Here is an 18,022-nt window from a genome sequence, read left to right as displayed (position 1 = left end):
ATGGACAAATTGTGGGTCAGAATTTCGTTCGCCATCGGCGCCCTCACCACGGTCGCCATCGTTGCGCTGGTCGCCGACCAGTGGATCGAGGTGCCCAAGGGGCTGCTGGCGACGGGAGTGGCCATCGCCGGTTTTCTGATCGCGCTGGGTATCCGGCGCGCGCTCGCGCCGCTGTCGAACGTGACGCGGGTGCTCGAGGGGATCGCCGACGGGGATCTCGATCAGCGCCACGTGCCGGTGGTCGACGGCGGCCACGAGGTCGGCCGCCTGATCACCTCGACCAACCGCATGCTCAGCCAGCTCAACGCCTTGAGTGAGCGCGCCAAGCAACTCGCCGACGGCAAGATCGGCGTGCTCGAGGTCGAAGACAAGGTCATGCGCTCGGAGCGTCTGTCCGACGCCGACCTGGCGATTTCGGGCCGCGACGGCGATCTCGAGCGAAGCTTCGCCTTGATGACCAACCAGCTTCGCCGGTTGACCATTCAGGCGCGTATGATCTCGAAGGACCGCCTCGACAGCCCGTTGTTGGACGAGAAGGTCCCCGGCGAACTCGGCTCGGCGTTCGGTTTGATGGTCAAAAAACTGCGGACGATCGCCGAGCGCGCCAAAGACATCGCCGACGGTGATTTGACCTCGACGGTCGACGGCGACGGCGAGTTGACCAGCGCGTTCAACCAGATGGTCACCGGCCTGCGTGAGCTGGTCGAGCGCATCACCCAGACGGCGATTCATATCTCGACGGCCGCCGAGCAGATTCTGGCGGTGTTGCGCGAGCAGGAGATGGCCGCCAATCACCAGGCGTCGAGCGTCGAGGAGACGCAGCGCACCATGGAGACGTTGCTGTCGTCGGCCAAAAAGATCTCCGAGAACGCCCAGCACGTGTTCAAGTCGGCCGAAAAGACCCAGCACAACAACCGGACGATCGCCGAGCGCATCAGCGAGCTCAAGAATCACACCGAGCGCATCAACGAGATTCTGGGCGGCATCAAGCGCATCGCCGACCGGTCGGACTTGTTGGCGCTCAACGCCAGCCTCGAGGGCATGCGCGCCGGCGAGGCGGGCAAGGGCTTTACGCTGGTCGCCGCCGAGATGCGCCGGCTGGCCGAGAATATCAAGGACTCGGTCGGCGACATCAAAGAGCTGGTCGAGGATATCGGCGAGTCGTCGATGGCCAGTGCCATGGCGACCGACGAGGGGACTCGCCTGTCGGAGAATACCACCGATAACGCGCTCAAGATCACGCTGATCACCCAGCAGCAAAAATCGGGCACCGAGCAGGTCACCCAGTCGATGGACGACCTGAGCGAGCTGATCAACCAGGACGTCGCCGGCACCCAGCAGGTCACGATGGCCGCCAGCGAGTTGGCCGACCTTGCCGAGAGTCTTCGCAACCTAGTCGACGAATTTCGCATCTCGCAAAACCCCGCGACCTCGGCCGAGTACAAGGCGGTCAACTCGAGAAAGCGGCGGAGCAGCTCGAATTTTCGGTCCGCCTACGCGTCCGACGCGTCTTCGCGCAACCGTGGCGGCGGGTTGGCCCAAAGCTCGAGTGTGCTCGATCAGTCGCGAGAGATGGCCGCGGCGGATCTGTCCAGCTCGTTCAGCCAGGTCTCCGAGAGTCAAGAATCCGAAGGCAAAGCTGCCGAAGAGGAGTCGTCCCCGAACCTTCGGGCCACGGCGATGAACCTGGCGAGCGCTCCGGTCGACGACACCCCGAACACGCTCGACGAGGAGTCGAGCATTCCCATCGATTCGGGCGCCGACCAGCCGACGATCGAGTTCGCCACCAACATGACCGAGGACGAGCAGCGCGACGTGATGCGCAAGATGCTCGCCGAGCGTCGAAAGGAGCAAGAGGCTGCGCTGAGCCGCGACGACATCGACACCAGCGATCTCGAGCTCGACGACGACCTCGACGATTTCGACGTTGATGACGACGACGAGATGGATGACGCCGGCAGCGAAGACTCGAGCGTCGAAGACCAGATCGACGCGCTCGAGCGCGAACTCGAGAAGGCCGGCGGCGAGCTAAAAGAGACCTCTGAGGTAGAAGAGGAGCCATGAGTTTCGGCTCGCTCATTGAAAAGTTTCGCTCCGTCGCGCTCGACCGCATCGAGCAGATGAACGTGGTCCTCGTGGGGCTGGAGCGTGATCCCGGCGACGACGAGGCGACCGAGGAGCTCCTTCGCGAGATTCATACCCTCAAAGGCGAAGCCAAGATGATGGGCTTCGCCGACGTCAACCTGGTCTCGCACCAGACCGAGCACCTGCTCATCTTGATGACCGAAAAGCGCTTCGACGTCGGCCAAGAGGCCGTCGACGTGGCCTTCGAGGGCCTCGACATCATCCGCCAGTTGCTGACCAAGTCGGCCGGTACGTCCGACGCCCCGGTCGACCTGGCGGGGTTCGTCGAGCGGGTCAACGAGGTCAGAAACCGCGAGGAGGGGGGAGAGACGGATGCCGCTCCTTCTAATTCGGAACCGCAAACCGGAGACCGGCAACCGGAGACCGGAGACCGGCAACCGGAGACCGGAGACCGGCAACTGGAGACCGAAGACCGGCAACCGGAGCCGGAACCGGACCCCGACCCAAACCTCGCCGAAGATAGCTGGGTCGACGCCGCCGCGCGCTCCCATAAGCCGCGTCAAGATTCCGGCGGGTTTCGCCGTCCCGGCTCCGGCCGCTCGACGCGCACGCGCATTGACGCTCACACGGACAGCTCGGAAGCCTCCGAGGCGTCCGAGGACGGTGGGCAGCGCTCCTCGGACCGACTGTTGCGCCTTCAGGCCGGCGGGACGCTGCGCGTCGACCTGCAGAAGCTCGAACGCCTGGGCAATATCGCCGGCGAGGTCATGCTCATGAGCCGGCGGCTCAACTACGAGTTAGGCGATCTCGACGCGATCCGTGACGAGTTTCGCCTCTGGCTCGAGCGCGTCGAGCCGCACCTTCCCCTCAAGGCGATCAGCGGACTTCGCAGCCTCGCTCACCGCTTCGACGATTTTACCAGCAACGCGCGCGACGAGACGTATCGCATCAGCTCGCGCACCTCGCAGCTCGACGAGGAAGTGCGCACGCTTCGCCACGTGCCGCTGGCGCAGGTCATGAGCCACTATCCGCGCGCCGTGCGCGACCTGGCCCGCGAGCAGGGGAAACGGGTGCGTCTGGTTCATTCGTTCGGCAACGTCGAGGTCGACCGGCTGTTGTTGTCGGCGCTCTCCGAGCCGATGCTGCACATGATCCGCAACGCGGTCGACCACGGCATCGAGAGCCCGCAGGAGCGCGAGGCGTCGGGCAAGGAGCCCGAGGCCGAGATCCAGCTTCTGGCCGAGTACGTCGGCGACAGCATTCGCGTGGTCATCCAAGACGACGGGCGGGGCATCGACCCGCAGATCATTCGGCAGAAGGCCGTTTCGCGTGATTTGATGCCCCCCGAGCGCGCCGAGGCGTTGAGTGACCAGGAGGCCTTGGCGCTGATCTTCGAGCCGGGCTTCTCCACGCGTGAGAGCGTCAGCGACGTCAGCGGTCGCGGCATCGGCATGGACGTGGTGCGCCGTCAGATCACCGAGCTCGGCGGCTATATCGAGGTCGAAAGTGAGGTCGGCGAAGGCACCGCGATCACGTTGATTTTGCCGGTGTCGAGCGCTGTGAGCGACGTGCTCATGATCGACATCGCCGGCAAGACCTTTGCGCTGGCGGCCAAGGAGGTCGTGCGCGTCGACGCTATTTCACGCGACAAGCTCATGGAGGGCCACGGCGGGGTCTTCTTGGAGTTCGACGATGAGATGATCGCGCTGCACGACTGGACGCAGATTTTGGAGGCCGACGGCGAGCGCAGCTCGGGCCCGACGATGACGGTGTTGATCGTGAAGCGCGGCTCGCAGCGCGTGGCCGTGTGGGTCGATCATGTGTTGGGTGAGCGCGAGGCGATGAACCGCCCGTTCGGCGAATTCTTGGGGGGCGTGCGGCTGTGTCGCGGCGTCGCCCTGACCGACGCGGGCGAAGTCGTGCCGCTTCTGAATGTCTCCGAGCTCTTCTCGCGTGCTCAGCGCGATCGCCGACTGCGTCCGGCCACGGTCGGGTCGCGCAAGAAGTACGCCCAGGTCAACCGCGCACGCCCCGCCGGCTCCCAAACGGTGCTGGTGGTCGAGGACAGCGAGATCACGCGGGATTTGGTCACCGGAATTTTGCGCAGCCACGGCTACCACTACATCGTCGCCGAGGACGGCTACTTGGGCTGGAAGATGCTCCAGGACCACCGCGTCGACATGGTCGTCACCGACATCCAGATGCCGCGAATGGACGGCCTCGAGTTGCTCCAGCGCATTCGCGCCTCGGAGCAGTGGGCCGAGCTTCCGGTGGTCATCTTGACCACGCTCGGCGATCCCGAGGACAAGGAACGCGCCATGGACTTCGGCGCCGACGGCTATCTCGTCAAGCTCAACTTCCAAGAGAGCGATCTGGTGGGCATGGTCCGCCGGTATCTCAACCGGGAGTAGCCGGCCTCTCCGCTCTCGAAATTCAGAGATCAGAGACAAACAGGCGAAGAGTATTGACGCGAGGGTTTGATCGTCTACATTTGTCGCGCTGTTGCATATACTTATCAGGCGAAAGCAGTACAACCGAGGAAGGCCTTGAGTCTCGACGAAACATCCGTCACACGCACCAATAGTGAAGACGTACGAGTGCGTCTGGTGGAGGCATTCGACGTGGCAAGGCTGCGCCGAGAGGACGCCTTCCAGCAGATGGTCGAAGCCGCGTCCTCGGTGTCTGGGGCACCGGTGGCAGTCGTCGCGCTGGTCGACCGCGCCCACGTGCGCACCATATCGACGGTGGGCGTCGAGCCGCGTGACCGCCCCCGAGACGAGGTCTTAGGTGGAAAGGTCATCGAACTTGGCCACTCGCTCTTGAGCGAAGACCTGTCAACAGACCGACGCTTTCCGAAGACCAAGCCGATGGTCGAAGGTCAGCAGGTCTGTTTCTATTTCGGTCAGCCGCTGATGATCGACAGCACCATTCCGATCGGCACGCTGACGGTGCTCGACTTCAAGCCCCGGCGTATCTCGGCGCATCAACGCGCCGTGCTCACCAGCATTGCGCGTCAGGTCGAACTCCAACTCGAGTTCATCGTGCGCCAAGAGGGGACGATCGAGTCGTCGGGGCTCGCCGCCAAGATCGCCATCGATCATCAGGTCAGCACTCGACGCCAGGCGCTGACCAATTTCCTGCTGCACGACGTGATCAACGCGGCGACGGCGGTTAAGGCCGACGCCGAGTACGTGCGCGGACGCACACGTGGCGACGGCGAGGTCGACGAAGCTCTCGACGATATCACCGAGGCGGTCGATACGATGGCCGACCTGCTGCACAGCGCGCGCGAAATCCTTCTCGACCCAGAGGCTGCGCTGACCTCTTTTGCACGCGACATCGACCTGATGGACGTGATCGAGGAGATCGTCGAGCTCCACGAGTATCAGTTCACCAAGGCGAAGCGGCGGGTGTATATCGTCGGTCACTTGCGCGATCCCTTTGTGGCCGGCGATCGAAAGCTGTTGCGCGAGATGATCGAGAGCCTGGTGGGGGCGACACTGGCGGCGACGCCGCCCGGAACCGACGCCGAGATTCACCTCCAAGAACTCGACTCGGGCACCATCGAATTGCTCTATTGCGATCAGGGCGATACGACCGCCGATACCCTCCAGGCGCGGGTGCGCGGGCCGGCGTTCGCCGGAAGTGCGAATCGCGACAGCGAGGTCGAAGTCGCCCGCGACTCCATCCAGGCGCTGTCCTTGTGTCGCATGATCGTCGAAGCTCACGGCGGCACGATGAGTGTCGACAGAATGAACCACACCGGTCGCCGCTTTCGCATTCACCTGCCCCGCTGAGTCTTCTTCTCTTCGCGGTTGCGGTCCATACCACATATGCATTTGGGGGTTGGCAAAGCTGTCGCTCGGACCTTATGATGCTTCCAATTCAATTTATTGTGGGGAAAATCACACAATGCGCAGAATGTGTTTAGGTTCGGACCGCGCTAGTGTGAGAGTGCCGCGAGATCGGAGAGGCTGTGTCGGACCAGAAGTTGAGCACAAAAGAGCTGATTCTTGTAGTCGACGACGAGCCGATGGTGTTGCGTGTTTGCCGTCGAATCTTGGAGCGTGAGGGCTATGAAGTGTTGCTCGCCAATGACTGCGAGCAGGCGTTTGCTTACTTGCGCGAGGACGAAGGCGGCGAGGTGAGTCTGCTGGTATGTGATATCCGCATGCCCGAGATGCAGGGCGACGAGCTCGCCGGTGAGTTGTTGGAACTACAGCCGGACTTGGAAGTGATCTTTATCTCCGGACATGCCAAAGAAGATGCAGTCAACGGCTTTCGCAAAAAAGCCCGGGCGAAATTCTTGCCCAAGCCCTTTTCGGCAGACGAGTTGCTCGAGGCGGTCGCCACGGCGTTGGCGTCTTGACCTCAACGCGTCTCAGCCTCGACGTTGCGCGGCAGCTTCACCTCGAAGGTCGTCCCCTCACCCGGAGTGCTGTCGACGCGGATGGTTCCATGGAGCGAGTCGACGACTCGTTTCACAATCCACAACCCCAAACCGTAGCTGTTGTTGCCCTTGCCCTCCTTTTTGGGGCCGACGCGCACATAGCGCTCGAAGATGCGTTTGCGCTCGCCCTTGGGGATTCCTCGACCCCGATCATGGATCCGTAAGGTGGCGGTCTGCTCGTCAGCCTCCAGCGTAATCGTGATCGGGCTTCCTTGCCCGTACTTGATGGCGTTGGACAGCAGGTTGGCGACGAGTTGCTCGACGCGCACCCAGTCCCATTGGCCGACGAGGACGTCCGGTCCCTCGATGCTGATCTGACTCCCCGAGGCTTCGATGGCGCGCTCGTGATCGGCGATCGCCTCTTCGACCACCTCTCGCAGGTCGACCTCCTCCCAGTTGATGTCAAACGCGTCGGTCTCTGCCCGACTCATCGTCAGAAGGTCGTCCATCATCGACATCATCCGGTCGAGGTTGGAGTTTGCCTTGAGGATGGCACGCTCGACTTGCTCGGGAGTGATCGGGCCGCCCGGATCTTTGACGGCACGGCGCACCACCTCGAGGCTCAGCTTAATGGCCGAGGCGGGGCTGCGCAGGTCGTGGGAAATGACCGAGAGCATCTCCTCGCGCACGTCCATCGCGCGGTGGAGTTCCTCGTACATCCGCTTGCGTTGCTCCTCGGAGCGCTCGCTCTCGGCGCACTCGCCGATGATGTTGGCGACGGTGCGGATAAACTCGACGTCGTCGTTGGAGAAGTGGCCGGGATGGCGCGAGTGGGCGCTCAGCACCCCGATGGGACGTTTGAGCCCAGGGATGCGCACGGTGATCGAGGCCTTGATGCCTCGCTGCGTCAACCTGGACGCGCGCTCGAAGCGTGTCTGAGCGTCGAAGTCGTCGACGATGACGACCTGGTTGTGGCGAAGCGCGTGTCCACGAGCGGTTTGAGAGCCGGCCGGCTCGATCTCGTCGAATTGGGTGGCATCGTCGAGGCCGACCGCATAGCGCAGGTGAAAGCTGGTCTCGCTGGGCACCAACTCGAGCACCTCGGCGTTGTCGGCGTCGACGCCCTCGCGCAACCCCTCGACGGCCTCACGGAGCACGTCTGCGTAGCGCGCACGCAGCGCCAGCCTGCTCAGCTTGGCCGTGAGCAGTTGCTGGTTGACGTGACGATCGAGCAGGGCACGCAACGCCTCGGGCGTGGTGTGCTCGTCGAACGGTCGATCCCCGCTTGTCGACATGTGTGAGTTTTCGTGGTTTTCCGGTCCCCGAAGCGACATGGATCCTCCCCCGACCCCGTCAAAGCGTGAAGAAAGCGCGTACCCCGGTGAAACAAACCTAAGGAGCGAGGCGGCGTCGCCAAGCGGGAACTGTCGGATTTCAGCCGAATCTGGAGGACCTCGGCGGTGGTGGGCCGCCTCAGGCGGTCTGCGTCTCGAGGCGAGCGCGTGCTTGTTTGACCGCGGCGGTGTCGGGGGCGCGTTTGGCGTAAGACTTGGCCTCGTCAAACCGCTCCATCTCGACGGCGGTCACCGTCAGGATCTCCCAGACGCGATCGAGCATCTTGGCCGGCATGTCGCCGGTGGAGCGAAGCTGGTGGCACAGCCGATAGGCTTCGCGCACGTCGCCGTCGGCCAAGGCCGCCTCGGCCTCTTCGAACAACTCTTGCTGGAAGTCGCTCGCGCGGACCTTGGCCTGGCGCGCGACGAGTTGTTGGCCGGCCTTGAGGGCGTTGATGTTGTTCATCAACAGGAAGAATGCCAGCAGCGCCACGAAGAAGCTCTTCAGGTACATGAACCCGATGATCCCCACTGGGATGAGCACGAAGATGCTCACCTTGAGCGCCAACTCCTGGGCGCGCGCCTCGGGCATGAAGCGGCGAAGCAGTAGGTGGAAGAGTTGGCCGCCATCGAGCGGCCAGATGGGCAACAGCAGGTTGAGTGCGCCCCAGACGATGTTGAACCAGATCAGGATATTGGTGAAGTCGGCCAGCACCGAGTAGACCGGCGGGCTCAGTCCGAGTTGCGGCAGGACGAACCAGCCGAACACGGCGCACAGGCCGCCGAAGACGAGCTCGATGCCGGGGCCGGCAAAGACAATGAACGCGTCCTTTCCGTCGCTGTCGGCCGGCTCGTGGGCGCACAACCCGCCGAATCCGTGCAGCAAGATGCTCGGGCGCAGCCCGTAATACTTGCTGACGAAGGCGTGGCCGAACTCGTGGATCAGCAGTGACACCGTCACCCCGATGACCAACAAGAGGCCGTACTGCAATTCGGCTCCGCTGGCGCCGCCGCCGGCGCGAAGCAGCCCGCCGAAGGCAAAGAAGGCCATCAGCAACATGTACCAGGGGCTGACGGCGACATCGATGCCGCGGAAGGTAAAGAAGTGGTATCCGCTGCGCTCAAACATCGGTTCTTGAGGGGCTAGGGGTTGAGGGGTTTAGGGGTTTGGAGACTGCGTTACTGCAACTGCGTTGCTGCAGTTTGAAACCCCTCAGCGTGTGCGTTGTATTTCGATGCCGACGCATTCTGGGGCGCCGGGGACGCCGGTGGCGTATTTTCGGATGGTCAGATCGGCGCTGTGCACCGCCGGGAAGCGGTCGAAGAGGCGAGTCAGGATTTCATCGCCCATACGCTCGATGAGTTTGTAGCTCTCACCTTCGCCCACCGACAGAACCACCTCGGCCAAGCCGCGGTAGTCGACGGTGTGGTCGAGTTCGTCGCTCGAGGCGCCCTCGGGTTGGGCCACTTCGACGGCCAGATCGACCCGAAAGCGTCGGCCATCACGGCGTTCTTCTTCATAGACACCGTGATAGCCGACGAAGTGGAGTTTTTCGACGAAGATACGCAACGTCTACCTCGTAGACCTGCTGAGTTAGGCGCTCGCCTTGTTGTCCTTGCGCATGCAGCAGCGCTTGTACTTTCGTCCGCTGCCGCAGTGACAAGGATCGTTGCGCCCGATCTTGGGCAACTCGCGCTCGAACGTCTCCTCTTCCTCGACGCTGGCTTCGGCCGGGCCGCCGCCGCGGTTGAACTCGATGCGCTTGGGCACCTGCGGCTCGGGGCGAGGCTGCAGCGAAGCGGGGGTGTCGATCTCCATCTTGGAGATGAACTCGACCACGCGCCGCTTGACGTTCATCATCATGTCCAAAAAGAGGTTGTAGCCCTCTTTCTTATACTCCTGCTTCGGATCTTTTTGCGCGTAGCCGCGCATGCCGATGCCGTCACGGAGCTGGTCCATGGCCTGAAGGTGCTCTTTCCAGTAGCGGTCGATGGCCATCAGGTACTGGTTGCGGATCTGCTCTTCGAACAGCTCGCGGCCCGAGACGCGCTCGTGCAACTCCTCGGGGATATCCCAGTCGTTGACCTCGGCAGCCACCTCACCGTCTTCGTCGGCCTGAGCTTCGGCCTCGGCCTGCGCCTTGGCGGCCTCGAGCTCTTCGAGCTGCTGCTCGCGGCGCTCGTTGATCTTTTCGGCCAGGGCTTCGAGTTCGCCTTCCTTCTTCTCGAAGTGCGCGTAAGCCGTGTTCCAGACCTGGATCTCGATGGCGTCGCGTCCGCGGGCGCCGGCCAGGTCGAACTCGATGTCGAAGACTTGCTCGAGGGCCGACTCGAGTCCTTCGAGATCCCAGTCCTCCATGCGCACTTCGCGCGAGGCGTAGGTCTCGATGGTCGCCAGGCAGACATCCTCGAACAGGTCGAGGGCCATGTAGCGCAGCGAGTGACCTTCGTCGTCTTCGCCGCGCAGGACGAATTTGCGCAGGTCGTAGACCGACTTACGCTGCTTGTCGAGCACGTCGTCGTACTCGAGCAGGTTCTTACGAATGTCGAAGTTTCGCGCCTCGACTTTCTTCTGGGCGTTCTCGATGCTGCGGGTGACCATCTTGTGCTCGATGGGCTCACCTTCGGGCATCTTGAGCGTGTCCATGATGCGCGCGACGCGGTCGGCGCCGAACAGACGCAACAGGTCATCCTCGAGCGACAGGAAGAATTTGCTGGCGCCCGGGTCGCCCTGACGGCCGGAGCGGCCGCGAAGCTGGTTGTCGATGCGGCGCGACTCGTGGCGCTCGGTAGCCATGACGTACAGGCCGCCGGCCTCCATGACCTTTTGCTTCTCTTCCTTGCACTGCTTGGCGAACTTCTCGTACGCCTCGTTGTACTCGTCGGTGTAGTGCTCGTGACGCTCGTGCTCGGGGGTGCCGATGGGCACGGTCTGCTCGCCGGCGACCTCCTCGGCCAAGAACTCGGGGTTGCCACCGAGCAAGATGTCGGTACCACGACCGGCCATGTTGGTGGCGATGGTCACCGCGCCGAGTCGGCCGGCCTGGGCGACGATATGCGCCTCACGCTCGTGCTGCTTGGCGTTGAGGACCTCGTGGTCGATGCGCTTCTTCTTGAGCACCTGGCTGATCGCCTCGGATTTCTCGACGCTGGTCGTACCCACCAGGACCGGCTGGCCACGCTCGTGGCACTCGACGATCTGGTCGACGATAGCGTTGAACTTCTCGCGGTAGCTCTTGTAGACGACGTCGTCGTAGTCCTTACGCGCGATCGGGCGGTTGGTGGGGATGACCACCGTCTCCAGGTCGTAGATCTCGTGGAATTCGGCCGCCTCGGTCTCGGCGGTACCGGTCATGCCCGACAGCTTGTCGTACATGCGGAAGAAGTTCTGGAAGGTGACCGTCGCCAGGGTCTGGTTCTCCTCCTGGATGGGCACGCCCTCTTTGGCCTCGACCGCCTGGTGCAGACCGTCCGACCAACGCCGTCCGGGCATCGGGCGGCCAGTGAACTCGTCGACGATGATGACTTCGCCGTCGTGGACGATGTACTGGTCGTCCTTCTTGTAAAGCGTGTGCGCCTGCAGCGCCTTGCTCACGTGGTGGACCATCTCGATGTGCTTGGGATCGTACAGGTTGTCGATCCCCAGCTTCTTCTCGATCTTTTCCACACCCGCGTCGGTCAGCGTCGTGGAGCGGTGCTCCTCGTCGACCAGGTAGTCCTCGTCGCGCTTGAGGTAGGGGATGATGTTGTTGACCTCGAAGTACATCTCGGTCGACCGATCCGCCTTACCGCTGATGATCAGAGGCGTACGCGCCTCGTCAATGAGGACCGAGTCGACCTCGTCAATGATGCAGTAGTGAAGATCGCGCTGAACCATGTCGCTCAGCCGGTTCTTCATGTTGTCGCGCAGGTAATCGAAGCCGAACTCGTTGTTCGTCCCGTAGGTGATGTCGGCGCCGTAGGCCTTCTGACGCACGCTCGAGGGCTGGTCGCCGACGATGGTGCCGACCGACAAGCCCAAGAAGTTGTAGATGTGGCCCATCCACTTGGCGTCACGACTGGCCAGGTAGTCGTTGACCGTGATGAGGTGGGCGCCTTTGCCCTCCAGCGCGTTCAGATACAGCGGCGAGGTCGCCACCAGGGTCTTACCCTCACCGGTCTTCATCTCGGCGATGTGACCGTTGTGCAGCGCGATGCCGCCGATCATCTGGACGTTGTAGTGGCGCATGCCCAACGTACGCTTGCTCGCCTCACGCACGGTGGCAAACGCCTCGTGCATGATGTCGTCGAGCGTAGCGCCGTTGTCGAGCTTTTGCTTGAGCTTGGGCGTCTGGCCTTTGAGCTCCTCATCAGACAACTTCTCGATCTGCTTCTCGAAGTTGTTGATCGCCTCAATATGAGGCTGACAATTGTTGAGGAAACGCTCGTTGGCCGAGCCGAAGATCTTTGCGAGGAATTCGAACATGGGATCGCAAACCTGTGTAGCGACTTCTAATTCTTGGCGGACGCTCCACAATGGGCGTCCCGATCAAGCCTGTCTCACCGCGTGCTGATTCATAGAGGCATGACAGGGTGTGCGCAAGTCTCGTGCGCATAAACAGGAATCCGGGGGGCCGAATTCCGTCGGGCTTGGACTATTCGATACGCGACCGTCGGACAAAAAAACACAGCGTCGGGTCACGTTCTGTGAAAAACTCACCGGCTTTTCCACAGGCCTGTTGGGAAAAACCACATATTTACCCACAAGTTTTCCACAGGCTGTCCACAGCCAACACCTACGCAGACCCAAATTCTCCACAAATACTCGACCGATCGCGCGCCAGGGTGGCGAAAAGGCGTGTGTTTACGCCGGGATACGGTGGTTTGGGGCGAGTGTGACGTTCGGGTGCCCCCTTTGAGACGGTCTCCACACGCCTGTGGAAAACTTCGACCGGGTTGTGGAAAACCTCGCCTGCGGCGGTGGAAAACACCCGCAAATCGCAGCGAAAACAGGACTCTGGTGGGGCGTACGAGCCACGATCGCGCCGCCTTTTTACAAAAAAGTACGCAACGATCGAGGTCTTTTTGCCGATAACCAAAATGGGGGCCGGTTATAAGGATGCCCCCTGATGGTGTCAATGCTCTCGTTGCCAACGATCGGCCATGGATCTGCTAAAACAGCCGCTGCTCGCCGTCTGTCTGGTCGCGCTCGCCTTTGCGGCGATCGGCGTCCAGCTATTCGCCCCCACTCCACAACTCTCGGCGCTCGCAGAGGAGCGCGTGCGCGGAGTCATGCACGGCACCGTGGCGGGCATCGGCCGCCGGTCGCCGCGCGGCTGGAGCTTGGAGGTGAGCCTCGACGCGCTCGACGACCGTCGCTATGCCGAGCCGCCGCATGTGCGCCTCTTCGTGCCCGCGGATCACCTCGACGCTCACGAGGCCCCGGCCTGGCCGGGCGATCGCATCGAGGTGTTCGCGCGCGTGGAAAACTATCCGGGGCGCGCATTTCCCGGGCAAAGATCGCTTCGCGAGGCGATGGCCTCTCGCGGCGTCGACGCGCGGGCGACCGCCGTCGAGCCGGTCGCAATCGTGGGAAGCCGCATCGGACCCATCGTGTGGGTCGAACGCACCCTCGCCAAGGGGCGAGCGCGCTTCGAGCGCCGACTTCTCGAGGGACTCGGGGGCATCGAAGAGCAGGGCGAAGACCAACAGGCTGCGCTCGCCGTCGCGCTGACCACGGGCAACCGCGCCTTCTTGCAGCCCGCGACGGTCGCCCCATTTCGCTACACCGGCACGGCCCACCTGTTGGCGATCTCCGGGCTGCACCTGGGCGTATTGGCCGCGCTCCTGTGGTGGACCTGCTCGGTGGTCGTCAATCGTTTCGAGTGGGTGCTGCTTCGATTCGGGCGCCGCCGAGCGTGCGGCGGGGCCGTGGTACTCCTGCTCGGCGTCTACGTCTTGGCCATCGGTGCGCCGGTGTCGGCGGTGCGTGCGTGGGTAATGGTGGCCGTGGGCGTCACGGCGCTTGTCTTGATGCGTCCTCTGTGTCCGCTGCACGCTCTGGCGGCGGCCGCGCTCGGCCTGATCGCCCATAATCCGGCGGTGGTCATCGATCTGGGCTTCCAGTTGAGCTTCTCGGCGACGCTCGGCATTTTGCTCTTCTTGCGATTTCGCCCGCCCATCCTCGACGCCCCCGAGGATCCCTTCGCCGAACCCGAGCCGTGGGCGAGACGACAGCTTCGCCGCGTCGGCCTCTTCGTGGGCGTGTCGACGAGCGCGACGGTGGCGACCTGGCCCAGCGTGGCCGCGCACTTCGGGGAGGTGGCCACGAGCGGGCTTGTGGTCAACCTGATCGTCACTCCGTTGGTCAGCGCGATCGTCTTTCCCCTGCTCGCCGTGGGGGCGCTGAGCTCGATTGTCGTCGAGCCGGTCGGTCTCATGATCGTCGAGTTGACCACCGGTGTGCTCTTGGCTCTGGGCGGCGTGCTCACATGGGTCGCGGCGCTTCCCGGCGCGCAGTGGGTGACCGGCGCGACGCCCCTGTGGGCGACCGTTTGCTTGGCGATGGGCGCGCTCGTGGCGGTGACCAGCCGATGGACGCCGCGGCGGCTCGCCTGCGCCGCGGCGATGATCGCGCTCGGGCTGGCCGTGGGGCTGTTTCGACCGGCGATCGGACAAGACGACTCGCTCGATGTCCACTTCATCCCGGTGGGGCAGGGCGACGCGACGTTCGTCGGGTTCCCCGACGGAACGACCATGCTCGTCGATGCCGGCGGCAGCAGGCTGGGGCGTGACCCGGGCCGGTTCGTGGTGGTGCCGTATTTGCGCAGGCTGGGCGTTCGGCAGCTCGACTGGGTGATTGTCACCCACGCCGACACCGATCACCTGGGCGGGCTCTTTGCGGTCGTCGAGCAGATGCGCCCGCGCCACCTCGTCTTCGACGCCCGCGAGCGACAAGATAGCCTGCGCGAGCTCGTCGGCCGCGCCGGACGGACGGGCGCGAAGCTGCACGCGCTCGACAGCGAGCTCAGGCGCACCTTCGGCGGCGTGACGATCGACATCGTGCGGCCGCAGGTCACCGGCCGGTCGCAAAACGACGCCAGCTTGGTCACCCGGATCGCGCGCGGCCCGGCCGGCGTGCTGCTACCCGGCGACGTCGAGCGCGGCGCCGAGCGCTGGCTCGTCGACCATCGGCCGGTCGAGGCCACCGTGCTCAAGGTGCCCCATCACGGCTCGCGGACCTCGAGCAGCGCGCCGTTTTTGGACGCCGTCCGCCCCGCAGTCGCGGTCGTGTCGGCGGGGCGGTTCAGCCGGTTCGGCCACCCGCACGCGCAGGTATTGGCGCGCTACCGGCGTCGAGGGATCGATGTGCTGGAGACGGCGCACCGCGGGTTGGTGCGCGTTGTGATCGGGGCGGGCGGGAGGCTGGAGGTGAGGACCGTTCGGCCGTGATTGGGGCGACCCCGGCGATTAGAGAGATTCCCCTTATGCACCCCACCACGGGCCGATCTTGAAAAAAGTACGCAACAATTTTTGTTTTTTGCCGAAAACCGTAATGAGGGGTGGACGTATCGTGGCCACGAATTTCCCCACAAATTTCAAACGGGCGGGTGGGTCGGAGTTTGGCCTTGGCTCACTCCCCGGGTGGCTGAGCCGGTGGGCTCAGAAGGTTCTGTTCGACAACTCACTCCCGTCGCCGAAGGCGGTTGATTCGTGCATCTTCGGCGCCGTCTTTCCTCGACGATGCTCCGCACCCCAAGGGCATTCGGTCGCTTCGCGACCAGCACATCGCCTGCGTCAGACGGCGTCCGAATCTGCACCGAATCCCCTCGCCTCGGCTCGGTCCGGAGTTGTCGAGCAGAACCCAGCCTGCGGCGGAACGGTTCCCCGATCCGCAAAACAGAGCTTTCGTAGCGAGCGTATCTCCGAGGAGATGTTGGACCGTACCTCTTCGACGCGCTCGGCGGAGGCCGAGCCGGTAGCTTCGTCCTGGCGGCGGAGCGCAGTTATCGGATTTGCCCGGTGCGGGTTTGTTGATGCGTCGAAGTGGAAGTAGCGGCGTGGCGTGAAGATGGGCCTGTGCCATGAGGAGTGCCGCAGCGGCGTCGTTGTAGTCGTAAGGTGTGGCGTCGGGTCAGGCATGCGCCCTGCGTGTGACCTGGCCGAGGTGGCTCGAAAACGGGGCGGGCTTAGCCCGTTAGCCGATCGCAATCACAAGCAAACACGCAGCGCCCATGCCGGCGAATTTCGTCGGTAGACGCACCGGTACGTTGTCATGACGGGCGTCGGTGGCCGGTTTTAGCTGCACAGGCTGATTCACCGGGCGGGGCGAGCCCGCCGGGGTCTTTGGGGGCAGATGGGCGCTTCGGTAGCTGCCCAGGCTGGTTCACCGGGCGGGGCGAGCCCGCCGGGGTCTTTCGCGCCCTTCGCGCTTCCTATTTGTCGAACCCCGCGTGCACGAATGCGTCCGATCAGCCCAGGCTCCGTCCCGGGCGACGCTCCAGGTTGAGCACCGCCACGATGGGGCGTCGCTCGAGTTCGGGTTGCACGTCTTGCAAGCCGAGCTTGGCGAGTTCGTTTTCGACGAAGGCGTAGCGGTCCAAGAACGGGCTGGTCTCGGGCTGGCCGAGGCGGCGCAAGGCGAATTTGCGCGGGTCTTCCTGGGTGGCGGTGCCGTCGTCGTGGAAGGTGATCGCGTGGCTGGGGCCGGGCTGCAGCGAGTCGGCCCACAGAAAATCGGGGGTGCCGTTGGAGAAGACACTGAGCATCAGGGTGCCCGCGGCCGGGTCGTAGCCGAAGAAGGCGCCGTCGACCTCGAGGCGCTCGAGGAGCATCTCGGCGCTCTCGGCGTTGACGAAGCGCTCGTCGAGCTCGACCGACGGCTCGGTCATCAGGGTGAGCTCGTCGTCGGTAGCCAGGCACAGCCCGCCGTCCCACATCTCGGGGGTCATCGTGACGTCTTCGTAGTCGTAGTCGAGCTCGCCGGAGATCTCGCGGATGGTCGCCACGGCCTTGCCGAGCTCGGCGCACACCGCCGCCTGGGTGAACGCAGGCCAAGCCTCGTTCGCGTCTCCTCCCGACCGAAAGTCGGACCAGAAGTCCCAGCTCTTCTCGCTCACGTTAATCCTGCGGCAACCGTCGTCGTCGATTAGATACCAGTGTCGTGTCATCTACAGATATATTCAAGTTTTTCCGCGTCTCGGCGAGCCGGGGGCGCGGACATCCAAACAGTGATTCGATGGGCACCAGGTGTGCCCGGACTGGCCAGCTTAGATCGGGTGAGCAAACGATCAATTTTTTTTCGGATTTCGCGGCGACCCCGCCTAGATGCTGCCTCGAGCCACTATTTGCACATGCCCCGCCATTTGCTACAAAACCCTCCAGCACCACCCGATCCCCCACACGAGGCCCCCATGCGCGTACTTTTGCAGCGAGTCTCCCGAGCCCAGGTCACCGTCGACGGTGAGATCACCGGAGCGATCGGTCGCGGCCTGCTCGTCCTTTTGGGCGCAGGCGAGGGCGACACCGACGAGGATCTCGAGTACCTGCTCGACAAGACGATCAACCTGCGGATCTTTGCCGACGACGACGGCAAGATGAACCTGTCGCTGAAGGACATCGACGGCGAGATGCTCGTAGTCAGCCAGTTTACGCTGTACGCCGACACCCGCCGGGGCCGCCGGCCCAGTTTTACCGGGGCGATGGGCGCCAAGGAGGCCGACGAGATGTACGAGGCGTTCGTCGCCCGGGCGGCCGAGGAGGTGCGCAAGGTTGAGACGGGCGTCTTCGGGGCGATGATGGATGTGGAGCTTGTGAATGATGGGCCGGTGACGATTTGGATCGACAGCCGGGATCGATAACTCGAACGCAAAGGAGAACCGATGAGCGACGAAAGAGACATCTTCTGCAAGATCATCGACGGCGAGATGCCCTCGGATAAAGTCTACGAGGATGACGACGTCTACGCCTTCAACGACATCAATCCGGCGGCGCCCACCCACATCTTGGTCATCCCCAAGGAACATATCGCCAGCCTGTGGGAGGCCGAGGAGAACCAGGCCGAGTTGCTGGGCAAGCTGATGTTGCGGGCGCGCGACATCGCCAAGGAAGCGGGCCTCGAAGAGGACGGTTTTCGCCTGGTGCTGAATACTGGCGCGGGCGTAGGCCAGTCGGTCTTCCACATCCACCTGCACGTCATCGGCGGCCGCGACCTCTCCTGGCCTCCGGGGTGAGT

General features: G+C 63.5%; 12 protein-coding genes and 1 pseudogene. 7 read left to right on the top strand and 6 right to left on the bottom strand.

Annotated features, from left to right (window positions below):
• The 4 genes from FIV42_RS09700 to FIV42_RS09685 all read left to right on the top strand — a co-directional run bounded on the left by FIV42_RS09700 (position 1) and on the right by FIV42_RS09685 (position 6,454).
• Complete coding sequence (locus tag FIV42_RS09700; protein ID WP_141197489.1) at positions 1–2,064, top strand: methyl-accepting chemotaxis protein; 2,064 nt, start codon at positions 1–3, stop codon at positions 2,062–2,064.
• Positions 2,061–4,496: a hybrid sensor histidine kinase/response regulator gene (locus FIV42_RS09695; protein WP_141197488.1), complete on the top strand. Its 2,436-nt coding sequence runs from the start codon at positions 2,061–2,063 to the stop codon at positions 4,494–4,496. Before FIV42_RS09700 ends, FIV42_RS09695 begins: the two co-directional genes overlap by 4 nt.
• Before the next feature lie 135 nt (positions 4,497–4,631).
• Positions 4,632–5,882, top strand: coding sequence for a GAF domain-containing sensor histidine kinase (locus FIV42_RS09690; protein ID WP_141197487.1), 1,251 nt, complete (start codon positions 4,632–4,634; stop codon positions 5,880–5,882).
• 179 nt (positions 5,883–6,061) lie between these two features.
• Positions 6,062–6,454 carry a response regulator gene (locus tag FIV42_RS09685; protein ID WP_141197486.1) on the top strand — a complete coding sequence of 131 codons (393 nt, stop codon included), beginning with the start codon at positions 6,062–6,064 and terminating at the stop codon, positions 6,452–6,454.
• Positions 6,455–6,456: 2 nt separating this feature from the next.
• Here FIV42_RS09685 and FIV42_RS09680 read toward each other — a convergent pair whose 3' ends face one another.
• The 5 genes and pseudogenes from FIV42_RS09680 to secA form a co-directional block, all read right to left on the bottom strand.
• Positions 6,457–7,770 carry a GAF domain-containing sensor histidine kinase gene (locus tag FIV42_RS09680; RefSeq protein WP_168210528.1) on the bottom strand — a complete coding sequence of 438 codons (1,314 nt, stop codon included), beginning with the start codon at positions 7,768–7,770 and terminating at the stop codon, positions 6,457–6,459.
• Positions 7,771–7,948: 178 nt separating this feature from the next.
• Complete coding sequence (locus tag FIV42_RS09675; protein ID WP_141197484.1) at positions 7,949–8,938, bottom strand: site-2 protease family protein; 990 nt, start codon at positions 8,936–8,938, stop codon at positions 7,949–7,951.
• 84 nt (positions 8,939–9,022) lie between these two features.
• Positions 9,023–9,379, bottom strand: a complete 357-nt coding sequence (gene folB, locus FIV42_RS09670; RefSeq protein ID WP_141197483.1) for a dihydroneopterin aldolase — start codon at positions 9,377–9,379, stop codon at positions 9,023–9,025.
• A gap of 24 nt (positions 9,380–9,403) precedes the next feature.
• Positions 9,404–9,628 (bottom strand): SEC-C metal-binding domain-containing protein, encoded by a 225-nt coding sequence (locus FIV42_RS31545; RefSeq protein ID WP_449304922.1) that lies wholly within the window; start codon positions 9,626–9,628, stop codon positions 9,404–9,406.
• A 50-nt stretch (positions 9,629–9,678) separates the two neighbouring features.
• Positions 9,679–12,274: pseudogene (gene secA, locus FIV42_RS09665) on the bottom strand (preprotein translocase subunit SecA); the annotation flags it as partial.
• Between the two features lie 677 nt (positions 12,275–12,951).
• Here secA and FIV42_RS09660 point away from each other — a divergent pair.
• Positions 12,952–15,240, top strand: a complete 2,289-nt coding sequence (locus FIV42_RS09660; RefSeq protein ID WP_141197481.1) for a DNA internalization-related competence protein ComEC/Rec2 — start codon at positions 12,952–12,954, stop codon at positions 15,238–15,240.
• Positions 15,241–16,259: 1,019 nt separating this feature from the next.
• Here FIV42_RS09660 and FIV42_RS09655 read toward each other — a convergent pair.
• A complete protein-coding gene (locus FIV42_RS09655; RefSeq protein WP_141197480.1) occupies positions 16,260–16,958 on the bottom strand; it encodes a hypothetical protein in 699 nt (232 codons plus the stop codon).
• A gap of 243 nt (positions 16,959–17,201) precedes the next feature.
• Here FIV42_RS09655 and dtd point away from each other — a divergent pair, with 243 nt between their 5' ends.
• Both dtd and FIV42_RS09645 read left to right on the top strand, forming a co-directional pair.
• The gene (gene dtd / locus FIV42_RS09650) at positions 17,202–17,648 is read left to right on the top strand and encodes a D-aminoacyl-tRNA deacylase (protein ID WP_141197479.1); all 447 of its coding nucleotides are present in this window, start codon (positions 17,202–17,204) and stop codon (positions 17,646–17,648) included.
• Positions 17,649–17,669: 21 nt separating this feature from the next.
• Positions 17,670–18,020, top strand: a complete 351-nt coding sequence (locus tag FIV42_RS09645; RefSeq protein ID WP_141197478.1) for a histidine triad nucleotide-binding protein — start codon at positions 17,670–17,672, stop codon at positions 18,018–18,020.
• Positions 18,021–18,022 lie beyond the last annotated feature (2 nt).

Origin of the sequence: Persicimonas caeni, assembly GCF_006517175.1 — a bacterium.
GTDB lineage: Bacteria > Myxococcota_A > Bradymonadia > Bradymonadales > Bradymonadaceae > Persicimonas > Persicimonas caeni.
The sequence above is the reverse complement of the archived record's forward strand: the minus strand, read 5'-3'. Positions and strand labels throughout refer to the sequence as shown.